Annotated in this window: 12 protein-coding genes; 5 read left to right on the top strand and 7 right to left on the bottom strand. The window is 62.4% G+C overall.

The genetic code is table 11. The annotated features are described in order from the left end of the window. Positions 1-74: 74 nt before the first annotated feature. Genes BUA38_RS19710 through BUA38_RS19700 form a run of 3 tightly spaced genes read left to right on the top strand, consistent with a single transcriptional unit; the run spans position 75 to position 2226 of the window. The gene (locus BUA38_RS19710) at positions 75-926 is read left to right on the top strand and encodes a transporter substrate-binding domain-containing protein (RefSeq protein WP_197685865.1); all 852 of its coding nucleotides are present in this window, start codon (positions 75-77) and stop codon (positions 924-926) included. Further along, entirely contained in the window at positions 926-1570 is a 645-nt protein-coding gene (locus tag BUA38_RS19705; RefSeq protein WP_072820370.1) for an amino acid ABC transporter permease, read from the top strand. Before BUA38_RS19710 ends, BUA38_RS19705 begins: the two co-directional genes overlap by 1 nt. Further along, positions 1567-2226: an amino acid ABC transporter permease gene (locus tag BUA38_RS19700; protein ID WP_072820368.1), complete on the top strand. Its 660-nt coding sequence runs from the start codon at positions 1567-1569 to the stop codon at positions 2224-2226. Before BUA38_RS19705 ends, BUA38_RS19700 begins: the two co-directional genes overlap by 4 nt. A 31-nt stretch (positions 2227-2257) precedes the next feature. Here the strand turns inward: BUA38_RS19700 and BUA38_RS19695 are convergent, their stop codons facing one another. From BUA38_RS19695 to BUA38_RS19670, 6 genes are all read right to left on the bottom strand, one after another. Then, entirely contained in the window at positions 2258-2947 is a 690-nt protein-coding gene (locus tag BUA38_RS19695) for a response regulator (protein ID WP_072820366.1), read from the bottom strand. After that, positions 2944-5676: a sensor histidine kinase gene (locus BUA38_RS19690; RefSeq protein ID WP_072820364.1), complete on the bottom strand. Its 2733-nt coding sequence runs from the start codon at positions 5674-5676 to the stop codon at positions 2944-2946. The genes BUA38_RS19695 and BUA38_RS19690 overlap by 4 nt, the downstream gene beginning before the upstream one ends. Positions 5677-5718: 42 nt before the next feature. Then, positions 5719-6324, bottom strand: a complete 606-nt coding sequence (locus tag BUA38_RS19685) for a K(+)-transporting ATPase subunit C (RefSeq protein ID WP_072820362.1) — start codon at positions 6322-6324, stop codon at positions 5719-5721. Positions 6325-6439: 115 nt separating this feature from the next. After that, on the bottom strand, positions 6440-8557 hold the full coding sequence (gene kdpB / locus BUA38_RS19680) for a potassium-transporting ATPase subunit KdpB (protein ID WP_072820360.1): 2118 nt from the start codon (positions 8555-8557) through the stop codon (positions 6440-6442). A gap of 22 nt (positions 8558-8579) precedes the next feature. After that, positions 8580-10283 carry a potassium-transporting ATPase subunit KdpA gene (gene kdpA, locus BUA38_RS19675; protein ID WP_072820358.1) on the bottom strand — a complete coding sequence of 568 codons (1704 nt, stop codon included), beginning with the start codon at positions 10281-10283 and terminating at the stop codon, positions 8580-8582. 69 nt (positions 10284-10352) lie between these two features. Next, on the bottom strand, positions 10353-10442 hold the full coding sequence (locus BUA38_RS19670) for a K(+)-transporting ATPase subunit F (RefSeq protein ID WP_072820356.1): 90 nt from the start codon (positions 10440-10442) through the stop codon (positions 10353-10355). Between the two features lie 478 nt (positions 10443-10920). Here BUA38_RS19670 and BUA38_RS19665 point away from each other — a divergent pair, with 478 nt between their 5' ends. Beyond that, a complete protein-coding gene (locus BUA38_RS19665; protein ID WP_244552998.1) occupies positions 10921-11796 on the top strand; it encodes a DUF2927 domain-containing protein in 876 nt (291 codons plus the stop codon). A 506-nt stretch (positions 11797-12302) separates the two neighbouring features. Here the strand turns inward: BUA38_RS19665 and BUA38_RS19655 are convergent. Continuing rightward, positions 12303-12560: a hypothetical protein gene (locus BUA38_RS19655; protein ID WP_244552997.1), complete on the bottom strand. Its 258-nt coding sequence runs from the start codon at positions 12558-12560 to the stop codon at positions 12303-12305. A gap of 252 nt (positions 12561-12812) precedes the next feature. On the opposite strand from BUA38_RS19655, the gene BUA38_RS19650 reads away from it, so the two are divergent. Next, positions 12813-13112: a hypothetical protein gene (locus BUA38_RS19650; protein ID WP_172806053.1), complete on the top strand. Its 300-nt coding sequence runs from the start codon at positions 12813-12815 to the stop codon at positions 13110-13112. Positions 13113-13129 lie beyond the last annotated feature (17 nt).

The following is a 13129-nucleotide window of genomic DNA, read 5'->3' as shown; positions in this document are numbered from 1 at the left end:
AGCAGAACGGACGCCCGATGGCACGCTCCTTGCCTGATTTTAACAGCGCAAAACGGTAGCAACAGGAGATCGACATGGCTTCGAAGATTGATTCCGGCCTGACCAGACGTCACATGCTGATGGGCGCAGCTTCCGCCGCCGCAGCGATCGGCCTGCCTCGTTCGGGCCGGGCGGAAACGCTTGCGGGCATCACCAAGCGCGGCTTCATGACGGTCGCCACCGAGGACGATTACCGGCCTTTTGAATTCATGAAGGACGGCGTGGCCACCGGCTACGATCAGGAACTGCTCGAGATGCTGAAGAAGAAGGTTGGGTTCGAGGTCCGTCAGGACATCATCCCATGGACCGGCATTCTGCCGGGCGTCAGCAGCGGAAAATACGATGCGGCCGTGACGGCGATCCTCGTTACCCCCGAACGTATCCAGGCCCTCGATTTCACCAGCCCGGTCGCCGCCTCCGTCGACTTCTATCTCAAGCGCAAGGGCGACCCCAAGATCACGTCGATCAAGGACCTTTCCGGCAAGCCGCTCGGCGTCGAAGCCGGAAGCGCCATGCTGAAGCTGCTGCCGCAGCTCGAGGATATGCTGAAGGCGACCGGTGGCACGCTCGGCAAGATCGTGACGTATCAGGGCTATCCCGAAGCCTATCAGGACCTCTCGATTGGCCGCATCGACTTCGTCGTCAATACGTTTCTCAGCCTGGCCACGGTCGCAAAGGAAAAGCCGACGGTCTTCGAACTCGGCGAAGCCATCTCCAAACCCACCTACATTGCCTGGGCCGTGCAGAAGGGCAACACGGAGCTTCTGAAGGTCTTCAACGACTTCCTGCTCGGCGCGCGCAAGGACGGCTCGATGTACGCACTCCAGAAGAAGTGGTTCGATACCACCTTCGAAAGCATGTCGGTGGAACCCGTCGCCAACATCTGATGCGGGCCGTCGACTATCTCGCGCTGCTGGCCGGTGCGGGCAATACGATCGCGATCTCGGCGATCGCGATCGTGCTCGGCAGTCCGCTCGGACTGATGCTGGCGCTTGTCCGATGGGCGAAGATCCCGGGCCTCGACGGACTAGTGGCGGTCCTGGTGAGCCTGCTTCGCGCGACGCCGTCGGTCACGCTGATGCTGCTGGTTTACTTTGCCCTGCCGGTTTTGGGCATCGAACTTCCAAGAGTGGTGGCAGCGGTGGCCACTCTCGCGCTGGGCTCCATGGCTTACAACTGCGAAATCTGGCGCGGAGCCTTGCTCGCCTTCCCCAAGGACCAGCTTGAGGCCGCAAAGGCCTTTGGCATGCGCCGCCATCTTCGTTTTCGCCAAATCGTTCTGCCTCAACTCCTGCGGTCGGCACTGCCGGCCCTGGTCAACGAGATGACGTTGCTGGTCAAGGTCAGCCCCGCCATCGCAGTGATCGGCGTGGCGGATGTGACGCGGGCGGCGGTGCGCATCGGGGCCGCCACTTATGAACCGGTGCCGCCGTTCACGGTCGCGCTGATCATCTACCTTGCCATCATCGGCGTCCTCGTTCTGGCCCAGCGGCTGTTCGAAAACCGCCAACTCGCCGGGAACGCGATATGAATTTTCACGGCTTCGAGATCGTGTGGTCGCAGCGTGATCAGATGCTGAGCGGATTGCTGCTCACGCTGGAGATCGTCGCCATTTCCTCGGTACTCGCAGGCATACTTGGCTTTGCGGTATTCGGGCTCCTGGTACAAGGCGGACCCGCCATCGTTCGCCCGGTGAAGGCGGCCATCGACGTCATCCGCGCAGTCCCCTTCATGCTGTTGTGCTACCTGCTCTACTACGGCCTGCCGTCGACCGGCATCACCCTGGACAATATGACCGCCGGCGTTACCGCGCTTGCGATTTACAACGCCGCCTATGTGGCCGAGCTGCTGCGAGGCGCCTGGAAGGCGCAACCGCCCGAAGCCGACGAAGCCGCGCGTGCGTTCGGGTTTCACGGCTGGCGGTTGCTGGTGCGCATCATTCTGCCGCCGGTCTTGCTCGACGCCGTGCCGATGCTCGGCAACCAGATGATCCAGGTCATCAAGGACAGCGCGTTCCTGGTCATCATCACCGTCCAGGAACTGACTTACGCCGCGAACGAGATTCAGGCGACCTATTACGTGCCGTTCGCAAGCTTTGTCTGCGCGATCCTGTTTTACTGGATTCTGTGCCTCGGCGTGGAGGGCGGTGTTCGCGGCCTTCTCCGCGTCGCCGAAGTCCGGCGGTAGCGCGGAGCGCCTCCGGAATGAGGGCCACCCGCTAGTCCGGCGCTCGCAAGCGATAGCCGATGCCGGTTTCGGTCAGCACAAATTGCGGCCGTTCGGGATCGGCCTCGATCTTCTGCCGGAGCTGGCGCACGTAGACGCGCAGATATTGGGCGTCGGTCATCTCGTCCCACAGCTCCTTGAGCAGCAGCCGGTGGGTCAGCACCTTGCCGGCATGCTGCACCATGACGCGCAGGAGATCGTATTCCTTCGGCGACAATTTCACTTCGCGCTCGCCGACCTTGACGATACGGCGCACCAGGTCGACCGAAAGATCGCCGGTACGAAACACCGGGCGCTCGCCGTGCACCTGCAACTGATGGCGGAGCGCCGCGCGCATGCGGGCCAGCAATTCGTCCATGCCGAACGGCTTGGTCAGGTAATCGTCGGCGCCGAGATCGAGCGCCTCGACCTTGCCGGCCTCGTCACCGCGGCTCGACAGCACCACAATCGGCACGCTGTCGTTGCGGCCGCGGATCATCCGCAACAGGTCATGCCCCTGAATGTCCGGCAAACCGAGATCGAGGATGATCAGGGCCGGATCCTCCGCGAGCAATTCGAGGCCGGTCTTGCCGTTCGGCGCCTCGAGGATTTCGTAACCTTGCGTGGTCAGACCCATCCGCAGCAATTTGCGGATCGGCGGCTCGTCGTCGATGACAAGGACCTTGATCGGGGTCGCGCTCATGCGGCGGTATCCAATGCGTTGGCGGCCGAGGGTGGAATGGGCAGCCGGATGGTCAGCACCGCGCCCGAGCGGTCGTTGCGGTTGTCGGCGGAGATCGTGCCGCCCATCGCCTCGACAAAGCCGCGCGAAATCGCCAATCCGAGGCCGGTGCCGGGACGGACGTGATCGCCCTTCTGGGCGCGATAGAACTTGTCAAACACGCTTTCCAGCTCCGAGCGCGGAATGCCCTCGCCTTCGTCGAGAATCTGGAGCGTAACAGATCTCTGTTCCCGCCATCCACGGATCGAGATCGTGGTCTCCGGCGGCGCATATTTGGCGGCATTGTCGAGCAGATTGAAAAGCGCCTGCTCGAACAGCACGGCATCGAGTTCGAGCATCGGCAGATCGGCCTCGAGTTCGAGCGAGATCCTGTGATGCGCCAGGATCTTGCTGGCGCGACGCAGCGCGCTGCCGATCACCTCGCTGACATCGAGCCGCGCGGCATTGGGCTTGATGGCGCCGGATTCGAGCTTGGTCATGTCGAGCAGATTGGCGATAAAGCGGTTGAGCCGCTCGGACTCGTCGATCACGGTCGCCAGCAGATCACGCTTCTCGGCTTCCGAAAGCGCGCCGGAAAGATCACGCATGGTCGAGGCCGAGCCCAGCACGGACGCCAGCGGCGTCTTGAGATCGTGCGAAATCGACGTCAACAACGCCGAGCGCAGGCGATCCGACTCGACGTTGCGCTTGACGCGGTCCATGTCTTCCACCAGCAGCACGCGTTCGATCGCAAGCGCACCCTGATCGACCAGCGCATCGAGCAGACGGCGATCGTCCGGCGTCAATAGAGGTCCGCTCTTGTCGTCGTCGATGCCGATGACGCCGATCAGGCCACGGCCGGTGCGCATCGGCAGAAACAGCCGCCTGGCGCCGGGCAGCGTATCGGAGCCGCGACCGGCGGGGCGATCATTGCCCCAGGCCCAGTTGGCGGCGGCGAGATCGGCCTGGTCGAGCTGATCCTCCGGCGGATAGCCGGCTTTCACCGTGAGCACGCCCTTCTCCGGCAATAGCAGCACCACGCGGACCTTCAGCATCAGCGCGGTCTGGTAGGCGGTCGCCCACAGCACATCGTCGAGCGTGCCGGTGCCTGCCAGTTTGCGGCTGAACGCATAGAGCAATTCGGTGGTTCTGATACGGCCAATGGCGGTATCGGCCTGCGAGCGCACCCGCGCGGCAACGTTGGAGACCAGGATGGCGATCAGCATGAAAAAGAAGAAAGCCACCACATTGTTCGGATCGGTGATGGTGAACGTATAGATCGGCGGCATGAAGAAGAAGTTGTAGCAAAGCGACGATGCAATGCTGGCAAGGATCGACGGCCACAGGCCGTAGCGCACGGCCACCGCGACCACGGCGGTGAGGAAAACCAGATCGACATTCTCGATCCCGCCGAACAGCGGCTGAACAAACGCTGCCGCGACCAATCCCGCCGCCACGATCAGGAGCGACATCAAGTAAGGCCGCGGCTGGAACGGCTCGCGCCGCTCCGCCGTACGCACCGTCTTTTTCGGAACGGGGTCCGCAGCGAGCTCTTCGCCCGCGATCACGTTGACGCTGATGTTGCCGGCGCGGCGCACCAGATCGTGCACCACCGATCCACGCGTCAGCTCGAACCACCAGCTTCGCATCGATTTGCCGATGATGATCTGAGTGACATTATTGGTTTGGGCAAAACCGATGACGTCGTCGGCGATCCGCCGCCCGATCGCCGGAATCGTCAGCGCCTCGCCGCCAAGCGATTCCGCGAGCCGCAACGTATCGGCCAGCCGGTCGCGATCCTCGTCGCTCAAACGCAGGGAGCGCCGCGTCTCGATGCTGAGCGCCGTCCACGGCGCGTGCAGGCGATCTGCCAGGCGTTTGGTGTAGCGCACAAGTCCCGCCGAGCGCGGATCTTCGCTGATGCAGACGAGGATGCGTTCGCCGGCAGCCCAGGGTCCGGCGATCGCGTTGGCCTGCATGTGGTTGAGAAGCTGCTCGTCGACGCGTTCCGCGGTACGGCGCAACGCGAGCTCGCGCAGCGCGGTCAGATTGCCCGGCGAGAAATAATGTTCCAGCGCCCGCTCGGCCTGCTTGGGAACATAGACCTTGCCTTCCTTCAGCCGCTGAATGAGATCGTCCGGCGTGAGGTCGATCAGTTCGATGGCGTCGGCACGGTCGAACACCGAATCCGGCACGGTCTCACGCACCCGCACATGCGTGATCTGCGCGACCACGTCGTTGAGACTTTCGATGTGCTGGATGTTGACGGCGGTATAGACATCGATGCCGCGCGACAACAGCTCCTCGACATCGAGATAACGCTTGGGGTGGCGGCTGCCGGGCGCGTTGGTATGGGCCAGTTCGTCGACCAGCGCGAGTCGCGGGCGCCGCGCGATCAGCGCATCGAGGTCCATCTCCTCGATGGTCTGATCCCTGTAGGTGACGCGCTTGCGGGGAATGACCTCAAGCCCATGCAGCAGCGCCTCGGTCTCGACCCGCCCATGGGTCTCGACGATGCCGACCACGACATCGACGCCGGCTTTTTGCCGGGCGTGCGCGCTTTGCAGCATTTCGTAGGTCTTGCCGACGCCGGGAGCGGCGCCGACGAAAATCTTTAAGCGCCCGGCTTCACTGTTCTCGCGCCGGGCCGCCTCCAGCAGGGCTTCCGGCGAAGGGCGTGTTTCGGGGTCGCGGCGCGGCTGCTGAACCATAGCAATAATATAGTCCCCGCGCTCCGTCGGGCCTAGAGGGCCCTAGTTGCGCACGGCTGCGTCCAGCGCAAGGTTAAGCGCCAGAACGTTAACCCTGGGCTCACCAAATAACCCAACCAGGCGGCCGGCGGTATTCTCGGTCACGAGCTGTCGCACCTTGTCTTCCGCCATGCCCCTGGCCTTCGCCACCCGCGGCACCTGAAACAGCGCGCCTTCCGGCGAGATATCCGGGTCGAGCCCGCTGGCTGATGTCGTGACGAGATCGACCGGAACGCTCGCGCCAGGATTTTCGGCCTTCAGCTTGTCGACATCTTCCTTCAAGCGATCGGCGAGCGCCTTGCTGGTCGGGCCGAGGTTAGCGGCGCCAGAATTCGCAGCGTTGTAGGGTGCGGGCACCGTCTTGCTCGAATCGGCCGGATCGGGCGCGGTCGTCGCCGAAAGCCGGCCGTGGAAATACTTGTCCTGCTTGAATTCCTGCCCGATCAGGGCCGAGCCGACAACCTTGCCGTCGCGCTCGATCAGGCTGCCTTGCGCTTGATACGGAAGCAGCACACCCGCGATTTCCGTGATCGCAAGCGGATAGGCGAGGCCCGTGATCAGCGTCAACAGCAGCAGGATCAGGATCGCGGGGCGAATTTCTCTCAGCATATTAGGTCTCCTGTAGTTCCGTCGTCATCGCGAGGAGCGTATGCGACGAAGCAATCCAGCCCTTGCTTTCGTGGTGGTCTTTCTGGATTGCTTCGCTTCGCTCGCAATGACGTGGTTAGGCAAGGTGCAAGGCGGCGATGACGAGATCGATCGCCTTGATGCCGATAAAGGGAATGATGATGCCGCCGACGCCATAGACCATCAGGTTACGGCGCAGCAGCGCGCCGGCGCCGATGGCCCGGTAGGCCACGCCCTTCAGCGCCAACGGGATCAGCGCCACGATGATCAGCGCGTTGAAGATGATCGCCGACAGGATCGCGCTTTGCGGACTTGCGAGGTGCATGACGTTGAGCACCGCAAGCTGCGGATAGAACGCCAGGAACATCGCCGGAATGATTGCGAAGTACTTGGCGACGTCGTTGGCGATCGAGAAGGTCGTCAGCGCACCGCGCGTCATCAAAAGCTGCTTGCCGATCTCGACCACCTCGATCAGCTTGGTCGGGTTGGAATCGAGATCGACCATGTTGCCGGCCTCGCGCGCCGCCTGCGTGCCGGTGTTCATGGCGACGCCGACATCGGCTTGAGCGAGCGCCGGCGCGTCGTTGGTGCCATCGCCGCACATCGCCACCAGCTTGCCGTTGGCCTGTTCGTTGCGGATCAGCTTCAATTTGTCTTCGGGCGTCGCCTGCGCGAGGAAATCGTCGACGCCGGCTTCGGCCGCGATGGCGGCCGCCGTCATCGGATTGTCGCCGGTGATCATCACCGTGCGGATGCCCATGCGACGCAACTCGGCAAAGCGCTCGCGGATGCCGCCCTTGACGATGTCCTTCAGGTGAACGACGCCGAGCAGCCGGCCGTCTTTGGCGACCGCGAGCGGCGTACCACCGGATTTGGCGATTTCGTCCGAAATGGCGCTGATTTCGCGCGCGGCGTCCGAACCGAGCTGCGGCTGAAGTGCGCGCACCGTGTTGCCTGCCGTACTGGCCTGGGCCGTGACGCCGCCGACGTAGTTCAGGATCGCTTCCACCGCGCCCTTGCGCACCGACGAGCCGCCGGCATCGATGCCGCTCATGCGGGTCTGCGCCGTGAACGGAACGAAGATCGCGGACAGTTCGGCCATGTCGCGGCCGCGGATGCCGTATTTCTCTTTCGCCAGCACCACGATCGAACGCCCTTCCGGCGTCTCGTCCGCGAGCGAGGCGAGCTGGGCGGCGTCCGCCAGTTCCTGTTCGCTGACGCCGCGAATGGGGCGGAACGCCGTCGCCTGGCGGTTGCCGAGCGTAATCGTGCCGGTCTTGTCGAGCAGCAGCGTATCGACGTCGCCGGCGGCCTCGACCGCCCGGCCCGACATCGCCAGCACATTGAAGCGCACCAGCCGGTCCATGCCGGCGATTCCGATCGCCGACAACAACGCGCCGATGGTGGTCGGGATCAGCGTCACGAACAGCGCCACCAAAATGATCACCGAAATCTGGCCACCGGCGTAAGCCGCGTAACTCGGGATGGTCACGGTGGCAAACACGAAGATGATGGTGAGACCTGCGAGCAGGATGTTCAGCGCGATCTCGTTCGGCGTCTTCTGCCGCTCGGCGCCCTCCACCAGCTTGATCATGCGGTCGATGAAGGTCGATCCTTGCGCGGCGGTAATGCGGACGCGAATCCAGTCCGACAGCACCTGCGTGCCGCCGGTCACAGCCGAACGATCGCCGCCGGATTCCCGGATCACGGGCGCCGATTCGCCTGTAATCGCGGCTTCGTTCACCGAGGCGACGCCTTCGATCACCTCGCCGTCGGAGGGGATGTTGTCGCCGGCTTCGACCAGCACGATATCGCCGACCTTGAGACTCGTGCCCGGCACCAGGCGATATTCCCGGCCTTCGCCGCTCAAGAGCTTGGCCTGGCTTTCGGTGCGGGTCTTGCGCAGCGATTCGGCCTGCGCCTTGCCCCGTCCCTCGGCGACCGCTTCGGCGAAATTGGCAAACAGCACCGTGAACCACAGCCACAGGATGATCTGAAAGGTAAAGCCGAGATCGCTGCCGCCCGTTGCCAGATCGCGCAGGAAGATCACGGTGGTGAGAGCAGCGACGACCTCGACCACGAACATCACGGGGTTCTTGACCATGGCCCGCGGATCGAGCTTGGCGAAAGCCGAGCCGATCGCGGGTCCCACGATCTTCGGGTCGAGCATCGTGGCGGCCGGTGTTTGCCGATTGGTTTTCTGGACGACTTCCATGGAGACAGCTCCGAATAACCGGTCAGAACAGATTGTTGGCGTTCATCGCCAGGTGCTCGACGATCGGACCGAGCGCCAGCGCCGGGAAGAAGGTGAGACCGCCGATGATGAGGATCACGCCGACGACGAGGCCGACGAACAATCCGCCGGTCGTGGGCAAGGTGCCCGCGGACGGCGGGATGGATTTCTTGGCCGCAAGCGAACCTGCCATCGCCATCGCCGGCACGATCATGAAGAAGCGGCCGACGAACATCGCGCTTGCGAGCGTGACGTTGTAGAAGAAGGTGTTGCCGGACAGCCCGGCAAACGCCGAGCCGTTATTGCCGGTCGCCGACGTGTAGGCGTAGAGCACTTCGGTAAAGCCGTGCGGCCCGGCATTGTTCATCGCCGCAACCGTCGACGGCAGCACCACCGCAACGGCGGTCCAGCCGAGATACATCAAGGGCAGCACCAGAATGGCGAGCATCGCCATCTTGACCTCGCGCGCCTCGATCTTCTTGCCGACATATTCCGGCGTGCGTCCGACCATCAGACCGGCGACAAAGATCGCGAGCACGACGAACAGCAGCATGCCGTAGAGGCCCGCGCCGACGCCGCCAACGATGATTTCGCCGAGCTGCATGTTGATCAGCGGAATCATGCCGCCCAACGCCGTAAAGCTGTCGTGCATCGCATTGACCGCGCCGCAGGAGGCCGCGGTGGTGATGACCGCAAACAGGCTCGAGGCCACGATGCCGAAGCGGACTTCCTTGCCCTCCATGTTGCCGCCGGCAAGCCCGAGCGCATCGAGGGTCGCGGTGCCGTTGGCCTCGGCCCAATACGTAACCGAGACGCCGGCCAGAAACAGCACGCCCATGACCGCGAGGATCGCCCAGCCCTGCCGCTGATTGCCGACCATGCGGCCGAACACGTTGGTCAGGGCGGCGCCGATCGCGAAGATCGACAGCATCTGCACGAAATTGGAGATTGCGGTCGGATTCTCGAACGGATGCGCCGCGTTAGCGTTGAAGAAGCCGCCGCCATTGGTGCCGAGCATCTTGATCGCGACCTGCGAAGCCACCGGTCCGACCGCGATCGTCTGTTTCGCGCCTTCCAGCGTCGTCGCCTCGACATAGGCGCCAAGCGTCTGCGGCATGCCCTGCCAGACCAGGAACAGCGAATAGACGATACAGACCGGCAACAGCACATAGAGCGTGGTGCGGGTCACATCGACCCAGAAATTGCCGACGGTGCGCACCGAGGCGCGGGAGAAGCCGCGGATCAGCGCAACTGCCAGCGCAATGCCGGTCGCAGCCGACAGGAAATTCTGGTGCGTCAGCCCGAGCATCTGCACGAGATAGGACATCGTGCTCTCGCCACCGTAGTTCTGCCAGTTGGTGTTGGTGATGAAGCTGATCGCGGTGTTGAAGGCGAGGTCTTCGGGCACCGCGGGTTGGCCGGCCGGATTGAACGGAAGCCCGGCCTGAAGCCGCATCAGCGCATAGAGAATGACAAAGCCGCCGACGTGAAAGAACAGCATCGCCAGCGTATAGGTGACCCAGTGCTGCTCGCGCTTTTCGTCGACCCCGCCGATCCAGTAGATCGCGACTTCAACGGGACGGAGCAGCGGCGACAGCGGCGTCCGCTCGCCCTCGAATACGCGCGTCATGTACCAGCCGAGCGGCTTGGCGAGCGCGACGACGATGACGCAGAACAGAAGAATTTGAGTCCATCCGATGGCGGTCATGGCAGGGATGCCTTTGGCAGCGAGTTGGGAATCACAGGCGAAGGGCGCTCGAGGCGCCTCGCGCGGCGGTCAGAAGCGCTCTGGCCGCAGCAGCGCGTAGGTCAGGTAAAACAGCAGGCCCGCGGAGACCAAACTCGCAAGCGCATAGTCGAACATCATGGCCTTACGTCCTTTGAAGCGCTGTCTTCCGGATCAAAGCCGCTCGCAGGCGTAGGTGTAGCCGAGCGCGGCTACGAAGAAGCCGAGGCCAAGCGCCAACATGATCAGGTCCAGCATGGAAATCTCCCTCGCGCGTCACAACGCGCATGAGACCAAAAGGCGATCCGGTGATCGCCCCTCGGAACTGGTCATGAAGTGCCATCCAGGCCATAGGTTTTCGAGGCGGCGGGACCAGCGACCTTATAAGAAACTCATAAAGGCCGATGCGAAGTGGTGAGCCTCTGCACGTCCCACAACATCCCTATAAGAAAGCCACTCGCCCCATCCCGATATCCTATCCCGCCGTCGCTACCTTGATCGCCACGACCATCGCGGATCGAACGCGCATGCGAGGCGGTACGAGTCTTGCTTGGAAAACAGCGCTAAGTAGCTGAGAAGAAAAGATATTATTTTTTTATCTCAATCGCGGCAAACGGATATGAAAATCGATCTCTCCATCGTTCCCATTGCCGCAAGCCGCGTCATGGCAAGGATGTCTCACATACTGGCGGCGTCGGTTTTCGTGATGGCGTTCACTGGATTGGGTAGCGTCCCGGCGCGCGCGGAAAATCCCGAGATCGCGAGCCGTCGCGCCGCCGAGCGAACCGATTTCACTAACGAGGAAATCAGGGAAGGCTTCTTCAAGATTGCGTTCGGCGCCGAACTACAGACCGACAAGCCGGCGGGACGGGTGCGCAAATTCGACGAACCGGTACGGATTTTCGTCGAAGCAGGCGCCGCGCCGCAGCGGCGCAGCGAACTCGCCAATGTGGTGTCCGACATTCGCTCGCGCGTGAACCACCTCGATATCGATCTCACCACCGATCGCCGCGCCGCCAATTTCACGGTGCGCCTCGTTCCCGAGCGCAAGTTGAAATCGACCATTCGCGCGCTCTATGGCAGCGACAGGGCCAGGCAGATCCAGAAAGAGCTGAAGCCGGAATGCCTGTCGGGCATCGGCAAGGACGAAAGCTTTCGTATCCGGCGCGCCGAAGTGATCCTGCCGGTCGATGCGGGAGACTTCACTTTCCTTGATTGCGCCTACGAGGAACTGTTGCAGGCGCTGGGCGTCATCAACGACGACGCCTCGGTGCCGTGGACGATGTTCAATGACGACGTCCAGATGGGTTTCTTCGACGTCTACGATCAGTATCTTCTCAATATTCTTTACGACCCGCGCATCACCCCCGGCATGACCAGGGATGAGGTCGATGCCGCCCTGCCCGATGTTCTTGCGAGCGCGCGCCAATGGGTACGCGAGATCAACCCGCCGCGCCGTGCCGAATCAGAGAACAGCCAGGTCGATCGCAATTAAGCTCAATGCGAGCGATTGCGTGCCGAGGATGACGAGTATTCGGTAATCGGAGTGTTGTGACCCGTCTGGTGTTGCGCTAGTTGGCTTGAGCGCTGGTTTTTCGTCGGCGCGCTGGCGGACGCCCCGGCTTCCGCACGGACGACCGCGAGAGCAAGAAGCGCAACGCAGAGAACGACGAGTTTTCCGATCGCAAGATAGCTGTGCATGGTTTCCTCCGGTCGATCTGAAGACAACGGAGCCCGAGCGTTTTCGCCCGATGATGACCCGACATCTTGATGATGTCTTGTTGTCTCTGATCGAGATCATGTTCCTCGCCGTCGCTGAGTGCAACAAACAAACGGCAGATGCATAAAAGATCGGCACGCCAGAGTGGTCGGTGAAAGAAGCATCACGCTCTGGTTAACAAGAAGCGGCCAGGCGTTGTCCGCTGCTCAAGTCGTGAACGAGCGAGAAGCCAGCAACCGCGGCGGCTGCGCCACCGATTCGGCTTACGCGAAACTGACGTCCTAATTTGATTTGCCGGCCGGCTTCGCCGTCGGCTCCGGCTCGTGGACCTGGCTCCAGGGATCATAGGGCTTTTTCGGAGTGGGGATCCGATCAAGCGCGGCCTTGTAGGCTTTCTCATCCACCTTCGGCTTGGTCTCGGTGGATGGCGCCGCGTGGCTGCCTTTCTTCAACTGGGCATAGGCGGCAGCAGAAGCAACCAGCGACAGCAAGGCCGCGACGACGATCGCCTGCCACATCACCCTCGATCTGCCTGTCATGTGTCCCTCCCGCCCTTTGACTATAGGTCAGGAATTTTCAGGCGCGACATCCAATTCTTGGCTGATCGTTACTGCCGATTGCCGCATGCCTCGGATGCGTCAGAAACACTGACGCTTTGTTCCGGTGATATACAAAAAATAACGACTTGCCGTTGCAATGCGACAAGCGATATCGTTTTAGGCACGGTGATTCAGGATTGTGCAATGCGCACAGATACGAATCTGCAGCCGAATCAAACGGCTAAGGCAAAATTGACCGACGCCCCGCCCACTGCCCGTGTCTGGTATGGCGGCGTATTTGGCCGAACGCTATTCCTGATCGTCCTCATCATCATCACGGCCAAGGTGGCAAGCCCTCAGATCGAGCGCCTGTCCTCGATCTACGAGACTCCCGGCGATCTCATTCGCGTGCTGATGGGCGTTGGCGTTTGCGGCTGGTTCGTCGTCAACCTTTTCATCCTGCCGAAGGATGCGGGCGCGTATCGCATCTGGATGTATATGGGCTTGCTGCTGCTGCCGCTCGCTGTGCTCTGCGCCTACGTGGTCTGGTAAGCAACCGCCCTTCCCGG

It is taken from the genome of Bradyrhizobium erythrophlei (assembly GCF_900142985.1).
GTDB lineage: Bacteria > Pseudomonadota > Alphaproteobacteria > Rhizobiales > Xanthobacteraceae > Bradyrhizobium > Bradyrhizobium erythrophlei_B.
The sequence above is the reverse complement of the archived record's forward strand: the minus strand, read 5'-3'. Positions and strand labels throughout refer to the sequence as shown.

What these genes read in the sequence shown, in the direction of transcription:
- BUA38_RS19710 (WP_197685865.1), top strand. Translation starts at nt 75, where the DNA reads ATGGCTTCGAAGATTGATTCCGGCCTGACCAGACGTCACATGCTGATG.
- BUA38_RS19705 (WP_072820370.1), top strand. Translation starts at nt 926, where the DNA reads ATGCGGGCCGTCGACTATCTCGCGCTGCTGGCCGGTGCGGGCAATACG.
- BUA38_RS19700 (WP_072820368.1), top strand. Translation starts at nt 1,567, where the DNA reads ATGAATTTTCACGGCTTCGAGATCGTGTGGTCGCAGCGTGATCAGATG.
- BUA38_RS19695 (WP_072820366.1), bottom strand. Translation starts at nt 2,947, where the DNA reads ATGAGCGCGACCCCGATCAAGGTCCTTGTCATCGACGACGAGCCGCCG.
- BUA38_RS19690 (WP_072820364.1), bottom strand. Translation starts at nt 5,676, where the DNA reads ATGGTTCAGCAGCCGCGCCGCGACCCCGAAACACGCCCTTCGCCGGAA.
- BUA38_RS19685 (WP_072820362.1), bottom strand. Translation starts at nt 6,324, where the DNA reads ATGCTGAGAGAAATTCGCCCCGCGATCCTGATCCTGCTGCTGTTGACG.
- kdpB (WP_072820360.1), bottom strand. Translation starts at nt 8,557, where the DNA reads ATGGAAGTCGTCCAGAAAACCAATCGGCAAACACCGGCCGCCACGATG.
- kdpA (WP_072820358.1), bottom strand. Translation starts at nt 10,283, where the DNA reads ATGACCGCCATCGGATGGACTCAAATTCTTCTGTTCTGCGTCATCGTC.
- BUA38_RS19670 (WP_072820356.1), bottom strand. Translation starts at nt 10,442, where the DNA reads ATGATGTTCGACTATGCGCTTGCGAGTTTGGTCTCCGCGGGCCTGCTG.
- BUA38_RS19665 (WP_244552998.1), top strand. Translation starts at nt 10,921, where the DNA reads ATGAAAATCGATCTCTCCATCGTTCCCATTGCCGCAAGCCGCGTCATG.
- BUA38_RS19655 (WP_244552997.1), bottom strand. Translation starts at nt 12,560, where the DNA reads ATGACAGGCAGATCGAGGGTGATGTGGCAGGCGATCGTCGTCGCGGCC.